Here is a 17,852-nt window from a genome sequence, read left to right as displayed (position 1 = left end):
ACATCTTGGTCTCCCCGATTCAATCTATCAATAAAGCCCCGGAACTTTCAGGGTTCCGAGGCTTGCTTGTGTGGGGCCTCAGGGGCTTGAACCCTGGACCGAACGATTATGAGTCGTTTGCTCTAACCGACTGAGCTAAGGCCCCGCGCCGAACATATCGGCCAGAGTCATGGTATCAAAACGACTCGTCATCAGCCAGGTCCGGGTCGTCGGACCTACTTGGTGACCTGATTGTAGACAGGCAGACCCATGTATCCGAAAGGAGCCTGGCGAACCTGCTTGCCGGCCACTGCCGAGACCTTCCTGTACCAGAGCGGCAGCACCGGAAGATCCTTGAAGAGCACGGCCTCGGCCTGGCGGTAATCCTGCATGGCTTCGTCCTGGTCGGTCTTGGATGCGGCACGGGAAAGGATGGCATCATATTCCGCGCTCTTGTAGTCCCCATTGTTCAGTCCCTTGCCATCGGCCTGGCTGGAGGCATACCCCTGAACCAGGTAGCCTTCGGGGTGGGGATAGTCAGAAGTGATGCCCGAATTGAAAATACTGTTGACCTGACGGTTGTGAACCGCCGTATTGAATTCCTTGCCCGTCGGGAAGATATTCGGTGCCGTCCTGATGCCCAGAACCTGGGCGTACTCATGTAGAACCGCATCAACCCAGTCCTTGTCTGCCCCGTCGGCGCTGTAAGCGATGCGAAGCGTGCCCTCCCAGGGAGAGATGGCGTCAGCCTGCTTCCAAAGTTTGCGGGCCTGGTCCGGATCGTGGTTCAGCACCTCTTTGCCTTTGATATCGGAGGCATTCCCCTTGATGGTTGGGGCAAGGAAATCAGTGGCCGGCGTAACTGAACCAGCGAAGACCTTGTCGGCTATTTTCGCGCGATCAAGGGCATATGACAGGGCCGCCCGGCGAAGGGCGCCTTCCTGCCCCTGGAAATGTTGCAGGCCTTGCGGGATGGTCAGGGAGCGGAAGGCCGGACCCGGCTTAATCAAAGGCTGCAGGCCCGAATCGGTGTGGAAGGTTTTCAGGCGGGAGACCGGAACCGTATCGAGCACATCCAGGTGACCGGCTTGGATATCGGCATAGGCGGCATCGAGGCTCTGGTAGTCCCTGAACTCCAGGCTTCCGTTCCGAGCCTTGCGAGGTCCCTTGTATGCAGGATCCTTCTCCAGCTTGATCCCCTGATTGGGCACCCATGATTTGAAGCGGTATGGCCCGTTCCCGATTGGTTTCTTGCCGAAGGCCTTGATGTCCTTGTAGGCGGATGCCGGCAGCGGCAGGAAGGCCACGTCTCCCACCTTGTAGGGGAAGGAGGAATCCGGCTTGTCCATGGTCACCTCCAGGGTCAGGTCGTCAACCACCCGGAGACCAGACAGAGGAGCCTTGGGGTCGCCATGCTCATCCTGCACCTGCTCGTACCCGGCGATGGTCGAAAACGCCGAGGCCCCCAGCTGTCCATTGGCCGCATTCGCCGCGAAGGACCAGGAATCCGCATAGGTCTTGGCTGTGATCTTCTCCCCATCGCTGAAGGTGAGTCCCGGTTTGAGGACAATCGTGTACCGGCTGGCATCCTCATTGGGAGTAATCGAGTCGGCCTGAAGCATGGTCATCCCGCCCTTGGCATCGAAGGTGACCAAACCATCGAAGAGCTGGGTCACCACCTTCCAGCCTGCGGTGTCGTTGGTGCTGGAGGGAATCAGGGGAGCCGTAGGCTCGGCATTGTTGACGCTGATGGCGGCCTGTGGATCGATCCGGTCTTCTTGGGAAGCCTGGGAGGTGCCGCAGGCGCCCGCTGCCAGGACGAGCGGAAGCACCACTGCTGCGATGTAGGAACGAAGCTTGGTCATGATAGGACCCTTCCTGCCCGGTACGGGCCTTGTCACGAAAGATATAGTCAATCAGTCGATTGGGCGAGGATGCCGATATTCAGACCTGCCTGACATCCTGCCCGGATGCCAGCCGATCCAGAGCACCGGTGCTGCCGATGGCCCGGAAGAGGAACCAGCTGACCAGTCCAGCCAGAACCACTCCACTGATCAGCTCGCAGATGGTGCCGATGATCCCCCTCGGGCTGAGGAGGGAGACCCCCTGATAGTAGAAGGCCAGGAGAAAAGCGTTATAGACCAAGGCTATCAGGATACCCCCCAGAACGGTCGTTCCCAGGGTCCAGCGGCGGTAGCGGAATATTCCGAAGGCCAGTTCCGCGCAGAGGGCCTCGACGATGGCCTCCACCATAATCATCGGCACGTTATAGGCGTTGCCAGGCAGAATCTCGACCAGGACGCTGATGATGCCGACGTAGACGGCCGCGCCTGGCTTGCGCAGTATCAGCAGGGAAAGGGTGCAGGGAAAGTAGAAGACCCCATGCAAAAGGGCCGCCGCCCCGGGAAGAAGGGCCGTCATCAGCGGGAATATCCACGAGGCGAGCAGGCTGGCCAACCAGTAAATCAACCCCGACACCGCGCCCAGGCCGGCGCCGACCGCAATGTCAAGCGGCCTCCAGCGCAACCGATGAGATGCGGAAATCCGACCCTGTTGCTGTTTCACCGTCATTGATACTCCCTTACGACCGCCATAGAACAGACGGTCCGTTCCTCATGCGCACAGCGATAGGAAGGAACCCACCCAAGCCGGCAAAGGCCCGTCCGGCGTTCCTTGACCTGCGCATGCCGGGCGGGAACGCCGACTCAAGGCTACCCCGACCAAGGCGGCAGGACCAGGGTCTGGTCATAGGTCTTGTTTATAGGCGGCCATCCACCTGACTGACCTTGCTTATCAGCCCGGCGCATAAGTCAGAAGTTCCCACTACGATGAATGCAGTTTGCACTGTCTTTCTATGGTTCTGTGAGGTAGCTTCTTGGCCGAATTCATTTATCAGATGATCAAGGCGCGCAAGTCCTTCGGCGACCGCGTCATCCTGGACGATGTGACCCTGAGTTTCCTGCCCGGCGCCAAGATCGGCGTGGTGGGCCCCAACGGCATGGGCAAGTCCACCCTGCTGCGGATCATGGCCGGCCTGGACACGGTCAGCAACGGCGAGGCACAGCTCACCCCCGGCTATACGGTAGGCATCCTCCAGCAGGAGCCGCCGCTGGACGAGGACAAGACCGTGGGCGAGAACATCCGCATGGCCTTCGGCGACATCATGAGCAAGGTCGACCGCTTCAACCAAATCGGCGAGCAGATGGCCGATCCCAATGCCGATTACGATGCCCTGATGACCGAGATGGGCCAGCTTCAGGAGCAGATCGATGCCGCCAATGGCTGGGACCTTGACTCCCAGCTTGACCAGGCCATGGATGCGCTGCAGTGCCCCGACCCGGACACCCCGGTCTCGGTCATCTCGGGAGGCGAGCGCCGCCGGGTGGCCCTATGCCGTCTACTGCTGGAGGCACCCGACCTGCTGCTCCTGGACGAGCCCACCAACCACCTGGACGCCGAGTCCATCCTCTGGCTGGAGCAGTACCTGCACACCTACAAGGGTGCGGTCCTGGCCGTGACCCACGACCGGTACTTCCTGGACAACGTGGCCGAATGGATCTGCGAGGTGGACCGTGGCCACCTCTACCCCTACCAGGGCAACTACTCCACATACCTGGAGACCAAGGCCAAGCGTCTTGAGGTCCAGGGCCAGAAGGATGCCAAGCTGGCCAAGCGTCTCAACAACGAACTGGAATGGGTCCGCTCCTCCCCCAAGGCCCGGCAGGCCAAGAACAAGGCCCGCCTGGAGCGCTACGAACAGATGGAGAACGAGGCTCGGAACAACAAGAAGCTGGACTTTTCCGAGATCCAGATTCCGCCGGGACCCCGCCTGGGCTCCAAGGTGCTGGAGGCCGAGCACATCCACAAGGCCTTCGGCGACCGCGTTCTGATCGACGACCTGAGCTTCACCCTGCCTCGAAACGGCATTGTGGGCGTCATCGGACCCAATGGTGTGGGCAAGTCCACGCTCTTCAAAACCATTGTGGGCCTGGAGCCCCTGACCTCGGGCACCCTGGAGGTCGGTGACACGGTCAAGATCTCCTACGTGGATCAGAACCGCGAGGGCATCGACCCCGATAAGAACCTCTGGGAGGTGGTCTCCGGAGGGCTGGACTTCATCGAGGTCGGCGGCGTCGAGGTGCCCACCCGCGCCTACGTGGCATCCTTCGGCTTCAAGGGCTCGGACCAGCAGAAGCCGGCCGGCGTCCTTTCCGGAGGCGAGCGCAACAGGCTGAACCTGGCACTCACCCTCAAGCAGGGCGGCAACCTCCTCCTCTTGGACGAGCCCACCAACGATCTGGACGTGGAGACCCTGGAAAGTCTGGAGAATGCCCTTCTGGCCTTCCCCGGCTGCGCTGTGGTCATCTCCCACGACCGCTGGTTCCTGGACCGTATCGCCACCCATATCCTGGCCTGGGAGGGCACGGACGAAAATCCGGCCTCCTGGTACTGGTTCGAAGGCAACTTCCAGGCCTACCAGGAGAACAAGGTCAAGCGTCTGGGCGAGGAGGCCTCCAGGCCCCACCGCATCCATCGCAAGCTGACCCGCTGAACAAAGTAGATCACAAGGGATCGAGGGCCAAGGAGAAGCATGAGCGTCGAGGATGAATCACTGGCCCAGGCCATCGCCGGGCTGAACCTGCAGGAGCAGCAGTCTGCCGATGGCCGTTCCCGTTTCCTGGGCAAATCGCTGGACTTCCCCACCGGCCGCCTCTACGGGGGCCAGATGTTGGGCCAGGCCATCATGGCCGGCGGGCGGACCGTGCCCGAAGGCCGACTACCCCACTCGATGCACGCCTATTACCTGCGCACTGGACTGCTTGATCAGGACGTTCAGGCGGATGTGGAGACCATCCGTGACGGGCGTTCCTTCTCCTCCCGACGGGTTGATCTGCACCAGGGGGAACGGACCATCCTGAACGCCCTGCTCTCCTATCAGCAGGTCGGCCAGGAGGGCGTCCTCTATGCCGACCCCATGCCGACGGGGCTGCCCGATCCGGAGGACCTGCCTGGCTCCCGGGAGCTGATGGAACCCTATGCCGACAAGTCCCCTTTCGCTGACTACTACGCCCATCAGAGTCCCTTCGATATGCGTCATGTCGGCGGCACGGTACTGCTGGACGATGCAGATGATGCAGAACATGGGGATTCCAAGGATGACAGCAGGAGTCGCCAGGCCGTTTGGAGCCGTACCCAGGGGAGAGCCGAACTGGACCCGCTGATGCGCCGGGCCCTGCTGGCCATGGAATGCGATCAGATCATGATGGAGCCCGCACTGCGCCGTGCCGGGCTGAGCATGACCACCCCAGGGATTTCCTTCGCGTCCATCGACCATGCCATGTGGTGGTATCAGGATCTGGACCCCTGTGACTGGCACTGCTTCATCCAGGAGTCCCCTGTAGCCGATCACGGCCGCAACCTGTGCATGGCCAAGGTCTATAACCGCCAGGGTGACCTGGCTGCCTACATGGTTCAGGAGGCCATGATCAGGGTGCCCAAAGACTGAGCTTCCACTACGTCATCGCATATTCTTCCCCAGCAAGGGATCAATAGCTTGGTCGACAGCAGGCCAGCTATCTTCAGAAACGTCCCCAGTTAGGGCCTTGAACGCTGTTCAGCTGTGCTTTTTGCTTGAATCGGCCTTTATCTCCGCCCTATCGGCGGTATCGGCCGCATCGGCCATCGGTCTTCGCGAGGACTTCTTGCGACGGTCGGGGTTCTCAGGCCCGTCATCCGGGGGCAACTGGCAGAGCCACTCCCCCACGGCTCCGGCCACCACATCGAGCAGACAGACCAGGGATGCGACCAGGCACTCCTGCATGACCCGTGTGTAATAGGGCGCGCCTGCATGACCCATGCTGATCAGGGCCTGACTGCCGTACCAGCCCAACAGGGCGGCACAGGCGATGCCCAAGGCCTTGCTCATGATCAGCACGTTGACCGCGAAGCGCAAATCCATCTGCTTGCGGTCCCCCTTGGCGTAGCGATGCACCTGGAAGGCCATAATCAGGATGGCCAACCCCAGTAGGAATAGCAATACACTGACCAGCCAGGGAACCCCCATCAGGTCCGTCCTGGTGGACATGCCCAGTTCCGAGATGCCGGCGCCTCCCATCAGGCCCAGGACCAGGGCGACCAGATAGTGCGCGAGCGGGGTGCGGCGGGCCCTCATGACAGACCGTCCAGAATCCAGTCCTCCGAGACCAGGCTGATACGGTCACGGTCAGGAGCACGGTTGGCCAGACTGGCCAGACAGGATCCGCCAGCCCCAGGCAGGCAGTGTTCAGGCTCCAAATAGGCCCAGGGAATCAGAATGCGCGATGGAGCATCGGCGGTCAGCAGAGGGGGGCGGTCCCGGGAAGACAGAACCGAACCGTCCGAGGTCTCCACCTCAACCACATCGGCATCCAGTCCGCCCATCTGTCTGATAGGAGCGGCCACCATGTCCAGGGCCGACCGCAGCTCACCAAGATTCAGCGGCGTCTGCAGAATAACCACAGCCGATAGACGCTGATCCCCCTGATCATCCCGGTAGGCATATAGGGGCGAGATGCCGACCAGCTGACTGCCGGGAATTCCGTCCAGGGCTGCAAGAGCACGGAGCATGGTCAACCGGTCGGTTCCCGATGCTCCTTCCAGCGCAATCACATCACGCATCAGAAGGCCCTGTGGCTTGACTCCTCCAACAGACGGCTGAGTAGACGCTTCGTTATCACTATCCGGATCCGAGGACAGGCCGCTCTGGATGGAGGAGGTCAGGGGGTGACGCAGCCGGGCCTGTGCCGCATGGCCAGAATCAGCCCGACCAGACAGCAGGAAGGAGGGATGCCCTAAAGAAGGATTCCCGCCGCCGCTAACCCGCCCGGATTCCATGCTGGCAGGGTTGCCTTCCACCTGATCGTCAGCTGCACGCTCAAGGGTGACGCCCACCTGAAAATCGACCCCAGTTCCCTGGTCAGCACCCAGACGGGTGACCGTGACCCGTGTGCGGCGGATCTGGTGGGAGAGCAGGATGGCATCAGCCACCTTGGCAGTCAGGGATTCCAGAATCTCATCAGCCGGCTCGTTCTGGATCAGGTTGACGATCCGACGGACAATCTGCACATAGTCCACGGTCTGGGTGCCGTCGTTGAGCCTGCCTGCCTCACTCAAATCCAGGTAAAGGACGGCATCGACCTGGTAGCCCAACCCAGGCTTATGCTGGCCGTGCAGGGGTGCGACCTTGATGGAACTCAAACGGATGGAATCCATGATGTACGCTCCTCCCTCGCCTTGGACCATTCACTTCACCGGGCCAATCCGGAATTCAGTGCTGGTCCTCTGTGGACGACCCGTTCACGCTGCGCCTGAGCTCCTCGGGGATCTCCACCGGGGGCTGCTCGGAGTCCGGCCGATCCGGCGCAGACAGCCAGAGCTGGCGCTCGGGAGCCTTGCGCAGACCAGCGAAGACCGCAGCCAGCTCGTCTTTGTTCAGGGTCTCCTTGACCAGCAGCTGTCGAACGAGCTCGTCCAGCACGTCACGGTTCTCGGTGATGATCCGCCAGGCCTCTTGGTGGGCCGTCTCGATAAGATTGTGGACTTCCTCATCGATGGCCTCGGCGGTTTTCTCCGAATAGTTGTGGGGCTTCAGGGCATCGAGTCCGGCATCCTGGTCGTTCTCATCAGCCCACTTGATGGCCCCCAGCTTGGATGAGAATCCATACTGCAGGACCATCTGCCGGGCGATGCTGGTGGCCTTCTCGATGTCGTTGGAGGCACCGGTGGTCGGGTCGTGGAAGACCACCTCTTCCGCCACGCGACCGCCCATGGCGTAGGCCATCTGGTCCAGCAGTTCGTTGCGGGACTGCGAGTAGCGGTCTGTGGTGGGCATGACCGCGGTGTAGCCCAGGGCCCGCCCGCGCGGCAGAATGGTCACCTTGGTGACCGGGTCGGTGTGGTGCAGGGCCGCAGCAACCATGGCGTGGCCGCCCTCGTGGTAGGCGGTGTTGCGCATCTCAGCCAGGGCCATGCCCTTGGTCCGCCGCCGAGGTCCGCTCAGCACACGGTCGATGGCCTCGTCGATGGCCCGGTTGTCGATCAGCTGGGCATCCGAGCGAGCGGTCAACAGAGCCGCCTCGTTGAGCACATTGGCCAGGTCGGCGCCGGTGAAGCCAGGCGTACGCACGGCCACAGTGTGCAGATCCACATCCGGCACGAAGGGCTTGCCCTTGGCGTGGACCTTGAGGATGGCCTCGCGGCCCTCCAGGTCCGGGGCCTCCACGGCCACCTGACGGTCGAACCGGCCGGGCCTGAGCAGGGCCGGGTCCAGGATGTCCGGGCGGTTGGTGGCGGCAATGATGATCAGGTTGGTGTCGTTGTCGAAGCCGTCCATCTCGACCAGCAGCTGGTTCAGGGTCTGCTCGCGCTCATCGTGGCCGCCGCTCATGCCGGAGCCGCGCTTTCCGCCCACTGCATCGATCTCGTCGATGAAGATGATGGCCGGCGCATTCTTCTTGGCCTCGTCGAACAGGTCACGCACTCGGGAGGCACCCAGACCGACAAACATCTCGACGAAGTCTGATCCTGCCATGGAGTAGAAGGGCACGCTGGCCTCACCGGCGATGGCCCGGGCCAGCAGGGTCTTGCCGGTTCCGGGGGGACCATAGAGCAGGACGCCACGGGGTATGCGGGCGCCCAGGGCCTTGTACTTGGAGGGATCCTTGAGGAACTCCTTGATCTCCTCCACCTCCTGGACTGCGGCCTCCTCGCCGGCCACGTCCGAGAACTTGGTCTTGGGGGTCTGTCCGTCGCTGAGCTTGGCGGAGTTCTTTTTGCCCCCCATGCCGAACATGCCGCCGCCGGCCGCCGAGGACATGCGCGAGAGCAGGAACCAGAAGACCCCCAGAATGATCAGCATGGGCAGGATGGAGGAGATCAGGTAGCTCATCATGCTGGTCTGCGGCACCACCGAGTTGTACCCCTCGGAGGGCTTGGCCTTTTCGACTGCCTTGACAACCTGCTCCCCCTGGGCCTCCACGTAGTAGAACTGCACATCCTTGCCGAAGTTCTTGGAGGTGCGGTTGCCGCGGAAGCCGGGTACATCCTTGACGAAGTCGCTATTGAGCTTGAGCTCGACGACCTGCATCTTCTCGGTGATCTCGGCCTTCTTGACCATGCTGCTGCGGTCGTTCAGCAGCTCCAGGCCATCCTGGGTATTGATGGTCTGAGCGCCGTTCTGGCTGCTGAAGAAGCCGAAGATGGCCAGGATGATGACCACGGCCAGAATCCCCCAGAGCCAGGGGGAACGCCAGAAGGAGCGGTTGCCCCCGTTGGGGCCGGAGCCGTTGTTGCCCAGATTGAAGTTGAAGGGGTTGTTGCCCTTGTCCCCGTTGTCCCTGCCCCCATTGGGCGGACCCTGCTGCGGTCCCTGCGAGTAGCTCATGACTGCTCCCCCTGATCCTGATGATCCTGTTCCTGGGTCGGGTCCATGTATTCCTCGGACCTGAGTACGGCTATCGAGTCGAGATTACGGTACTGCTCGTCGTAATCCAACCCGAAGCCCACAACGAATTCGTCGGGTATGGCGAACCCTGGATACTTGACATCCACCTCGACCTCGTGTCGCGAGGTCTTGTCCAGCAGGGTGAAGATCTCCACCGATGCGGCTCCTCGCTCCTTGAGATGCTCGACCAGCCAGTGCAAGGTGTAGCCGGAATCGATAATATCCTCAACGATCAGAATATGCCGTCCGCGCACATCGCAATCCAGATCCATCCTGATGTCCAGGTCCCCCCTGGAAACGCTGGTCTTGCCTGCCGGATAGCTGGAGATGCTCATGAACTCGATCTGCACCGGTATGGTGACGGCCTGTGAGAGGGCGGCGAGCGTGTTGAAAGCCCCCTTGAGCACGGCCAGCATGATCGGGTTCTTGCCCCGGTAATCCCGGCTGACCTGCTCGGCCGTCCGGTTGATCAGCTCTTCTATCCGTTCCTTGGACACCAGTTCATGGTCGATATGGGATTGAATATCAGCGATGCGCATGGTCTCCATCATTGCATATGAGAATGACTTGACCCTTACGGATTGCTGTATGGGAGCTGGGAAAGCGAGGGCCCTGCTGGCCGTGCCATCGGCAGACCAAATCATCCAGGGCCCGGACCTGCACGGCAGTGAACCGTATGCCCAGCCTGGTCAACACCTGGGCCAGCAGACGGGTGCGCAGGGCCGGGTGGCAGTCGGCCAATCCGTGGGCATCCAAGCAGGCCAGCACCCCTTCGGCCTTTTGGTCCGTGTCAGGGCAGGCCACCAGTCGCTGGAACAACCCATCCACCTGGGAATCCAGGTAATCCTGATCCAGACGGGCCATATCCGCGCCCAGGGCCAGTCGGCGGACCATGTCCCGGCCTGCGAAGCGATTCAAGGCAGGCAGCAGGTCATGACGGATCCGCGAGCGCAGCGGCAGCGTCTCGGGAAGCGCGGAACCAGCCGGCTGATCATCGCCGTTGGTGGGGTCGTCCCACCAACCGATCCCCTGCTGGCGGCAAATGGCCGTGGTATCCTTCCGGTCCAGGTCCAGGAATGGACGCAGATAGCACATTCCTCCACGTTCCACACGCCGGGCCATGCCGGTGATGGCCTCCAGCCCCTGGGAGCGGATCAGGCCGATCAGCACCGTTTCAGCCTGATCGTCACGGGTGTGCGCCAGAAGAACGGCCCTGGCACCCAACCCGAGGGCCTGCTCGGAGAGGGCCTGGTAGCGGGCCGCACGGGCATCGGCCTCAGGGCCGGCCGAAGTGACGGGTACCTTCACTCTGGTGACGCGGACAGGATCCATTCCCAGCTCCCGGCAGGTTCCAGCCGCACGTTCGGAGATACGATCCGAATCAGGCACCAGACCATGATCGATCAGCAGTGCCCCACACCGCAGCCCGGTCATATCGGCCACCAGGTGGGCCACGCAGGCCAGAGCCAGCGAATCACGGCCTCCAGAGCAGGCCACCAGGATCAATGGGGCATCCGAATCGGGCCGGTGAACCCCGTGATGGGTGAACCGCCTATCCTGCAGGCCCAGGCCCTCACTGTCCAGGGTCGAACGCAGGAGCCCCACCGCCTTTTTCATCTCCGCTGAATAGACCATGGTCCAGGCTGCTTCCCGCTCAGAGCCGATCCAGGGATCCGACCAGGGTGTCCACAGCATGCCGGGCAGCAGCCACATCCTCGGGATCGTTGACGACTACGGCAAAGACCAGAACACCGCCTGAGCGTCGAATCACATTGCCTGCCAATGAAGTCACATGGTCCAAGGTACCGGTCTTGACCCGGATCAGCCCGTCGGCCTGATTGTCTATTTTCCGCCTGGCTGCCGTGCCGGTCAGCCCCACCACCGACAGACCCTTGACCAGGGGGGTCAGCCCCTTCTCGGACAGGGCCAGCTGCTGGACGTCCGCCAAGGTGCCCACCTTTAGGCTTGAGCCAGGGGTCAGCCCCGAGCAGTCGGCCATGTTGAGGCCTGTGGTGTCTACGCCCAGCTTGTTCAGCGTACTGGTCACGGCTTTCACAGCCCCGGCCGGGCTGTTGGGCATGTCCAGGGCCAAAGCGGTCAGACGGCCGAAAAGCTCGGCCAGACTGTTGTCGGAGTTGCGTAGCATCAGCGACATGATCTCGCTGAGCCGTGCCGAGCTGATACTGGCCAGAACCTTGCCCTGGGCATGGTCGGTCCGGTCTGGCCCTTGGGCATTGTCCACCTGGATCCCGGACTCCATCAGGCGGCTGGCAAAGACTGCCGCAGCGGCTCCTGCCGGATTTTGGACCCTGGGCAGGTAGACACCACCCGCATCCGGATAGGCAAAAGGCTCATTCCGCCCCTGTCTGGCCTCATCCACGGCCATAGCGACAGGCTCCTGGAAATAGATTCCATCAGCATTGTTTGCTTCGATTCCCTTCGGCGCACGATCCTCGCCGAAGAGCGTGTCTTGGTAGGCCAGGGTCACTCGGCTGATTCCCTGCTGGCGCAGAGCCTGGGCCGTCTTCCCGGCCAGGGTCCCCAGGCCGGCCCGGCCATTGACGTGCAGGGGATCGTCCTCGCCGACCCCCAGAAGCATATCGCCGTGACCGCGCAGGGTCAGCGTCGCCTGTGAGGAGGCAGAGGAATTCAGAACAGCCTCGGTATCCAGCTGGGAGGACATGTCCAGAACGGAGGCGGCTGCGGCTGCTGTCAAGGTCTTCATGGTGGAGGCCGGCTGGCGCGCCTGGTCGGCGTTCTTCTGAGCCAGCACCCGTCCATCAGCCTGCCGCACGACCAGCGAGTATGCATTGCCCAGGCCCGGCGTGCCGGCGAAGGCGTTGACCAGCTGCTGGACCTGGCCGGCATCCACTGCAGACCCGGGCTTGTCTGCGACCAGGGTGGGCGGCTCGCCCATCATGACCGCAGGGGGAACCGAAGAATGACTGGTCTTGGCCAAGGTCAGCGGTCCGGGAGCCAGGTCGGCCAAGTCCATGCATGCATAGCCGAGGACCAACATGATAGCCACAAGCGCTGCCAGGGCCACCCGCCAGCGTCGCTTGGTTTGACGACGGCGTGTCATGCGCAGCTGATGTCTGTCACCCAATTGCTCACTCCCTGGCTTGTGTTCGCCAACCGAGTTCGGCTCGGTCGGCATCATCCAATCAGCCTAGTACTGGTCCTGTCACCGTCTCAGGACTGCAGAGAGGCATAGCGATCCAGTGTCAGCAGAATGGCCGACTGTCGACGATCGAAGATCCGGGACCCCAAAGCGACGCCTATGGCAAGCACAATCAGGCCGTTGGCCAGTGCGACCGGCATAGGCAGCCAGGACGGAAGAATCCCGCCCGTGATCATGGCCAGCAATGCCACCAGGAAGGTGGGCAGCATGATCACCAGGCTGGCCAGCAACTGCAGCATGGGCAGGAAGCCTTGGGCAACGGCACGTCCCTGTGGTGAGGTGAAGGGCTGATCCATGGAGGGTACCGGATAGATCAGCAGGGCCGAGAAGACCTGGGCAACTCCCAGCCCGGACAGGAGCAATCCTATGGTCGCAGCCAGCATATCCAAGGAGATGACCAGATCTGGTCCGCCCTTCATTGCCCCGGAGAATACCAAAGTCACCAGCCCAAGCAGGAGTATGCAGGGCAGAGCTACACTCAGATGGCTGCGGACACGGGAGAGCCGGTCCTCACGACCTTTCACTCCCGCCGCTATCTCCATGCGCAAGGCGAGCCCATCGTAGGCCAGGGCGTTGCCCTCGGGAACCTCCAGCACCCAGGCGCCCACAATCGGTCCCAGCCATAGCATCATGGGCATCTGGCGGAAGATTATCGCGTACAGAATCACCACAACAAGCAGAAGCGGATAGCTGACAAGCTTGCGGGGGTCCTGACGAAGATAGATCAGCGATCGCGCAGCCATGGCGTCCACTATGTTCCGGGAACGACCCAGCATCCCCAGCCCCTTGGGCGCAGTCGACCGTTCAGTCCTCGCCCCGGCATGCAAACGGCTATGGCGCAGACACAGCATGCCGATCATGGAACAGAGAGCCAGGGTGACCAGCTCCATACACAGACGTCCGACCAGAGCCCACCATGATCCCGAAAGGAAATCCTCCGGCAGACGGACGGCGGCGCCCAGCGGCGTCCAGGCCAGTATGTCGGCCACGGACTTGAGGGAGTCAGTGTCGACTGCCATGCCATCCGTAATCCCGCTGTCCAGCAGAGAGGGCAGCATGCACAAAAGCATGATCACCATGGTGACCAGCAGGTAGAGCCCGGATCGGGTGCGCCGGGAGACCACCAGGGTACCGACCAGGTCCAAAACAGCCCGGGACAAGGCCAGCATCACCATGACAGCCAGCAGGGCTGCGATCAAGGCCACGATTGCGGCTCCGACACCCATGCGGGCATAGATGGCTGTCAGGGCCAGGAAACAGACAAGGCCGGTCAATCCCGCAGGCCCAATCAGCCCAGCCAGGTAGAGCCCCACTTGCAGCTGGCTGTCAGGAATCCCGTAAAGGACGAATCGCGAAGGGCTCAGGTTCGACCCCTGGCCCAGAAAGGCCAGTTGAATCAGGATCACTCCCAGAGTCAGTCCGGCCAGGAACAGGACCAATATGGATCCCATACGCTGCCGGTCGCCCGGACCGGCACTGGGCAGCCAGTCCCCCAGCGTCAGCGCAGCCTGCCACGAGGCCAGGCAGATGGCTATGGCCATGAGCAGGCTGATGATGGCCCCGACCACCTGCCAGGAGGAGTGCTTGATTGTGCCCCAGGTGATGGACCAACGCATGGCGATGATGGTGGCTGCCATGCTCATTGCGTCCCCTGGTCTTCCTCGGACCCGGAGCCGTTCAGCCAGGCGATTCGCTTAGCCTGATGACGGCCGCCGACAAGCTCCAGGAAGCGATCCTCCAGATCCTCGCCGGCAGCGACCTGGGCCACCGTGCCATCAGCCCGAACCAGACCATGGTCGATGATGGCCACATGGGTGCACATCCGCTCCACCAAGGCCATGACATGGGAGGAAATGACCACCGTCCCTCCGGTATCGACATACTCGGCCAGAATGTCCTTGAGATTGGCGCTGGAGACCGGGTCGACCGATTCAAAGGGCTCGTCCAGCACCAGAAGCCTGGGGGAATGAATCATGGCCGTAGCCAGGCAGATCTTCTTGGTCATGCCCGATGAATAATCGCAGACCCGCTTGCCGCCGGCATCAGTCAGGTCGAAGGCCTCCAGCAGGTCCCTGGCCCGGCCCAGGGCCTCATTGCGCGGCATCCGTCGAAGCATGCCCGAGTAGACCAGCAGTTGCAGACCCGTCAGCCTGTCGAAGATCTGATCGGCCTGGGGCATGACGCCGATGACCCGCTTGGCCGTATCCACGTCCGACCACACGTCCCTGCCCAGAATCATGACATTGCCGGAGTCGGGCACCAGAAGTCCGGTCATCATATTCAGCGTGGTGGTCTTCCCTGCGCCATTGGGGCCGACGATCCCGTAGAAGGACCCCCTGGGAATGTCCACAGAGAGGGCGTTGACAGCTGGCCGACCCTGGTAGCACTTGACCAAGGCGCGGATAGAAACCGCCGCCTGCGGATCTGGCGGAGGAACCACTGCCGTCCGGGCGGTCATGCTGGTTGGTTGCGCTTCATCGGACATGGCCTTAAGTCTAGCATTCGAGGAATGACCGGCCTTAATGCCCCGAGTGCTCGATGGGCTTCCATCCCGGATTGGCGAAAATGGCCTGGAAGGAGATGGGCACGTAGCTGAGCATGAAGATGGGGAAGCTCAGGCAGTAGGCGAAAAGCTCCTTGTTCGATGCGCCGATCTTGTCCCGCTCGGCCAGCACGGTCAGGGCAGCCAGACCCATCATGGCCAGGAGGCCCAGAATCCCGGCCGCTATGCCATCGATCAGGGTGGTCACCTGGCTGGTCCAGGTCACAAAACCCAGAGCCGGGAAGAGCAGCCCGAAGAAACAGCGGACCAGGCCCAGGACCGTCAGGGGACAGATCAGGATGGTCAGATCAACGGCCGAGAAGTCGCGCTCACGGAAGGCCCGGGAGATCAGGGCAGGCCCATAGTAGCGGAAGACCTGAAGGAAGCCCTTGCTCCAGCGCAGCCGCTGCCGCCAGCTCTGCTTGAAGGTGACCGGCTGCTCGTCATAGAGGATGGCGGTGCCGCAATAGCCGATGCGCTCGCCATGCAGAACCGAGTCCATGGTGAACTCCAGATCCTCGGTCAGCAGATGGAACTTCCAACCGTTGTTGCGCTCCATAACCTCCCTGGAGAACATGAACCCGGTGCCGCCCACATGGCAGCTGGAGCCGATGACCATCCTTGAGGTGTTGAGGAACCGGGATTCGCGGATGAACCATAGGGCCGAGCCCGAAGAGACCCAGTTGTCCGAGAAGTTTACCGAGTTCCGGTAGCTAGTCAGTATGCGGAAGCCGGACTGGAAGGCCTTGTTCATCTCTTCTATGTAATGACGGTCCAGGATGTTGTCCGCGTCGAAGACGAAGTAGGCGTCGTAGCGGGAGTCTAGACCCCGATCGAGTATCTGCTCCAGCAGGAAAGTCAGAGCGTAGCCCTTGCCCACCCGGTCCGGGTCCTGCCGCTCGACCACGTGACAGCCGAGGGATCTGGCCAGCCCGGCTGTGTTGTCGGTGCAGTTGTCGGCCACCAGCCATATGTCGACCATGGAGAATGGATAGGTCTGCTCCTTGATGGAGTTGATCAGATGACCGACCACGTTCTCCTCGTTGCGGGCGGAAATAAGGACGGCGAACCGCTTGTCGAAGGGAGCCTCGGGAAAGACCACCGGCTTGGAGACGAAGGAGATGACGATGCAGATGGCCTGGTAGACGATGCCCACTCCACCCAGCAGCAGCATCAGAACGTCCAGTACTTTGAGCAGAGCCATCAGCGCCACTCCTTGCGGGGGTTGTCCTCCCCCTCGGAGGCCTCGTCCCCGGTCTCGGTACCCTTGAGCGGCCTGTGCTTTACCGGAGCCGATGCCGACTTGGGTATGGGCACCGTAACCGACTCGTCCAGATCCTTGGCCGTCGGCGAGGATGTCGGATAGAGCTGGCTGGCAATGGTCATGACAGGGTCCTCCACTCGAACCCTGGCGCTGCTCCCCTTGGCGGACCGGCTGCCCACGTGGCTGGCCACCGGCTGGACCACGTGCTCGTTGAAGGCCTCGACACCCTCGACCACCTTGGACTTGCCGACCGGCTTGGGATCCTGCATAAGCGGTGAGTCAATCAGCTCGTAATGCTTGACCGAAGCCGAGAAGATGGCCTGGAAGCTGGCCGCCAGAGGCAGGGCCAGGAAGGCGCCCAAGGCGCCGAAGACCGCGCCCAGTGCCAGTACGGAGAGGAAGGCGATGGCCGGGTTGAGGTCCATGGTCCGCTGGGAGATCTTGGGGGCCAGGATCATGTTTTCGATCTGCTGGTAGATGATGATGTAGACCAGCACAATAACAGCCATCAGCAGTCCACGGCTCCCCCAGGCCACCACTATGGGAACGGCCCCGCCTATGTATGTGCCGATGGTGGGCACGAACTGGGAGACCAGCCCGCAGAAGAGGGCCAGCGGCAGCCAGTAGGGCACCTTGAGAATGACCAGGAAAACCGACATACAGGCCGCGGAGATGAGCGCCAGGATGGTCCTGCTGAACAGGAAGCTGGAGATCTGGTCCTGGGCGATGGTCCAGACGAAGAGGAAGCGGCGCTGGCTCCTGGGGGCCAGCCACTGGCAGAGGCTGCGGCGCAGCTTGGGGCCTGCAGCGGAGATGTAGTAGATGACCAGCAGAACGGTCATGATATTGATGAAGGACCCTGCCAGACCCACGGTCGTGGTCAAGGCCTGCCCGGCGAAGTCAGTCACCCAGGATGTCTGGATGTTCTTGACGATCTCCCCGCCCAGATCCTGCATGGCCGGCAGGTGCCAGGGGGTGCGGCTGGCGATGAATTCCGCCACCTGCTCATAGAGGGCCGGCAAGCCGTTGGCCATGCCGATGACCTGCTGGACCAGCAGATTGCCGAACATGCCCAGGAGGACGATCACAATAATGATCAGGCCTATCAGGGTGACCGCCGAAGCCGCTCCCCGCCGCCAGCCATGCTTGACCAGCCTGAGCACCAGGGGCTCCATGGCCAGGGAGACGAAGATGGCGATCACCACGTCCAGAACAAGGAATTCGATCTTCCACCAGGAGGAGTAGGCGAACCAGGCCAGGAAGACGGCTATGACCACGTAGAGGAGGGCGCGGCCGAACCATTCCGGAGGTCGGCGCGGATCCCCCTTGGGCGGGAAGACCGTCGCGAAATCGAAGCGCTGCTTTTGCTCGTTGGCCATATGTTCCATTATCCCAAGATGGCTGA

The 17,852-nt window shown here is 62.0% G+C and carries 14 protein-coding genes and 1 tRNA gene; 2 read left to right on the top strand and 13 right to left on the bottom strand.

Annotation, left to right across the window (positions count from 1 at the left end; all coding sequences use genetic code 11):
- Positions 1–71 precede the first annotated feature (71 nt).
- The 3 genes from H3U90_RS05775 to H3U90_RS05765 all read right to left on the bottom strand — a co-directional run bounded on the left by H3U90_RS05775 (position 72) and on the right by H3U90_RS05765 (position 2,550).
- Positions 72–145, bottom strand: a tRNA-Ile gene (locus tag H3U90_RS05775).
- 70 nt (positions 146–215) lie between these two features.
- On the bottom strand, positions 216–1,844 hold the full coding sequence (locus H3U90_RS05770; RefSeq protein ID WP_198177385.1) for a peptide ABC transporter substrate-binding protein: 1,629 nt from the start codon (positions 1,842–1,844) through the stop codon (positions 216–218).
- 79 nt (positions 1,845–1,923) lie between these two features.
- Positions 1,924–2,550 carry an ECF transporter S component gene (locus tag H3U90_RS05765; protein WP_045935647.1) on the bottom strand — a complete coding sequence of 209 codons (627 nt, stop codon included), beginning with the start codon at positions 2,548–2,550 and terminating at the stop codon, positions 1,924–1,926.
- Positions 2,551–2,854: 304 nt separating this feature from the next.
- Between H3U90_RS05765 and ettA the strand changes: the two genes are divergently transcribed.
- Together ettA and H3U90_RS05755 are read left to right on the top strand one after the other, a co-directional pair.
- On the top strand, positions 2,855–4,531 hold the full coding sequence (ettA, locus tag H3U90_RS05760) for an energy-dependent translational throttle protein EttA (RefSeq protein WP_198177384.1): 1,677 nt from the start codon (positions 2,855–2,857) through the stop codon (positions 4,529–4,531).
- A gap of 39 nt (positions 4,532–4,570) precedes the next feature.
- On the top strand, positions 4,571–5,485 hold the full coding sequence (locus H3U90_RS05755) for an acyl-CoA thioesterase (RefSeq protein ID WP_198177383.1): 915 nt from the start codon (positions 4,571–4,573) through the stop codon (positions 5,483–5,485).
- Positions 5,486–5,593: 108 nt separating this feature from the next.
- Here the strand turns inward: H3U90_RS05755 and H3U90_RS05750 are convergent, their stop codons facing one another.
- The 10 genes from H3U90_RS05750 to H3U90_RS05705 form a co-directional block, all read right to left on the bottom strand.
- Positions 5,594–6,151 (bottom strand): DUF3180 domain-containing protein, encoded by a 558-nt coding sequence (locus tag H3U90_RS05750; protein WP_045935650.1) that lies wholly within the window; start codon positions 6,149–6,151, stop codon positions 5,594–5,596.
- Positions 6,148–7,230, bottom strand: coding sequence for a dihydroneopterin aldolase (locus H3U90_RS05745; RefSeq protein ID WP_198177382.1), 1,083 nt, complete (start codon positions 7,228–7,230; stop codon positions 6,148–6,150). Before H3U90_RS05745 ends, H3U90_RS05750 begins: the two co-directional genes overlap by 4 nt.
- A 55-nt stretch (positions 7,231–7,285) precedes the next feature.
- On the bottom strand, positions 7,286–9,400 hold the full coding sequence (gene ftsH, locus H3U90_RS05740; RefSeq protein ID WP_110413270.1) for an ATP-dependent zinc metalloprotease FtsH: 2,115 nt from the start codon (positions 9,398–9,400) through the stop codon (positions 7,286–7,288).
- Complete coding sequence (gene hpt / locus H3U90_RS05735) at positions 9,397–9,999, bottom strand: hypoxanthine phosphoribosyltransferase (RefSeq protein WP_198177381.1); 603 nt, start codon at positions 9,997–9,999, stop codon at positions 9,397–9,399. Before hpt ends, ftsH begins: the two co-directional genes overlap by 4 nt.
- Complete coding sequence (gene tilS / locus H3U90_RS05730) at positions 9,986–11,095, bottom strand: tRNA lysidine(34) synthetase TilS (RefSeq protein ID WP_198177380.1); 1,110 nt, start codon at positions 11,093–11,095, stop codon at positions 9,986–9,988. The genes hpt and tilS overlap by 14 nt, the downstream gene beginning before the upstream one ends.
- 19 nt (positions 11,096–11,114) lie before the next feature.
- Positions 11,115–12,542 (bottom strand): D-alanyl-D-alanine carboxypeptidase/D-alanyl-D-alanine endopeptidase, encoded by a 1,428-nt coding sequence (gene dacB, locus H3U90_RS05725; RefSeq protein ID WP_198177379.1) that lies wholly within the window; start codon positions 12,540–12,542, stop codon positions 11,115–11,117.
- Positions 12,543–12,652: 110 nt separating this feature from the next.
- Entirely contained in the window at positions 12,653–14,284 is a 1,632-nt protein-coding gene (locus tag H3U90_RS05720; RefSeq protein WP_198177378.1) for a hypothetical protein, read from the bottom strand.
- A complete protein-coding gene (locus H3U90_RS05715; protein ID WP_198177377.1) occupies positions 14,281–15,126 on the bottom strand; it encodes an ABC transporter ATP-binding protein in 846 nt (281 codons plus the stop codon). Before H3U90_RS05715 ends, H3U90_RS05720 begins: the two co-directional genes overlap by 4 nt.
- Positions 15,127–15,160: 34 nt before the next feature.
- Positions 15,161–16,387, bottom strand: coding sequence for a glycosyltransferase family 2 protein (locus H3U90_RS05710; RefSeq protein WP_045935655.1), 1,227 nt, complete (start codon positions 16,385–16,387; stop codon positions 15,161–15,163).
- The gene (locus H3U90_RS05705) at positions 16,387–17,826 is read right to left on the bottom strand and encodes an AI-2E family transporter (protein ID WP_198177376.1); all 1,440 of its coding nucleotides are present in this window, start codon (positions 17,824–17,826) and stop codon (positions 16,387–16,389) included. The genes H3U90_RS05710 and H3U90_RS05705 overlap by 1 nt, the downstream gene beginning before the upstream one ends.
- Between the last annotated feature and the right edge of the window lie 26 nt (positions 17,827–17,852).

It is taken from the genome of Bifidobacterium sp. W8103 (assembly GCF_016100775.1).
Lineage (GTDB): Bacteria > Actinomycetota > Actinomycetes > Actinomycetales > Bifidobacteriaceae > Bombiscardovia > Bombiscardovia choladohabitans.
This window is presented reverse-complemented; position numbering and strand designations above follow the sequence as displayed.

Bases quoted from the DNA above. Each gene is read 5' to 3' on its own strand.
- H3U90_RS05770 (WP_198177385.1), bottom strand. From the start codon at position 1,844: ATGACCAAGCTTCGTTCCTACATCGCAGCAGTGGTGCTTCCGCTCGTC.
- H3U90_RS05765 (WP_045935647.1), bottom strand. From the start codon at position 2,550: ATGACGGTGAAACAGCAACAGGGTCGGATTTCCGCATCTCATCGGTTG.
- H3U90_RS05755 (WP_198177383.1), top strand. From the start codon at position 4,571: ATGAGCGTCGAGGATGAATCACTGGCCCAGGCCATCGCCGGGCTGAAC.
- H3U90_RS05750 (WP_045935650.1), bottom strand. From the start codon at position 6,151: ATGAGGGCCCGCCGCACCCCGCTCGCGCACTATCTGGTCGCCCTGGTC.
- H3U90_RS05745 (WP_198177382.1), bottom strand. From the start codon at position 7,230: ATGGATTCCATCCGTTTGAGTTCCATCAAGGTCGCACCCCTGCACGGC.
- ftsH (WP_110413270.1), bottom strand. From the start codon at position 9,400: ATGAGCTACTCGCAGGGACCGCAGCAGGGTCCGCCCAATGGGGGCAGG.
- hpt (WP_198177381.1), bottom strand. From the start codon at position 9,999: ATGCGCATCGCTGATATTCAATCCCATATCGACCATGAACTGGTGTCC.
- tilS (WP_198177380.1), bottom strand. From the start codon at position 11,095: ATGGTCTATTCAGCGGAGATGAAAAAGGCGGTGGGGCTCCTGCGTTCG.
- dacB (WP_198177379.1), bottom strand. From the start codon at position 12,542: ATGACACGCCGTCGTCAAACCAAGCGACGCTGGCGGGTGGCCCTGGCA.
- H3U90_RS05720 (WP_198177378.1), bottom strand. From the start codon at position 14,284: ATGAGCATGGCAGCCACCATCATCGCCATGCGTTGGTCCATCACCTGG.
- H3U90_RS05715 (WP_198177377.1), bottom strand. From the start codon at position 15,126: ATGTCCGATGAAGCGCAACCAACCAGCATGACCGCCCGGACGGCAGTG.
- H3U90_RS05710 (WP_045935655.1), bottom strand. From the start codon at position 16,387: ATGGCTCTGCTCAAAGTACTGGACGTTCTGATGCTGCTGCTGGGTGGA.
- H3U90_RS05705 (WP_198177376.1), bottom strand. From the start codon at position 17,826: ATGGCCAACGAGCAAAAGCAGCGCTTCGATTTCGCGACGGTCTTCCCG.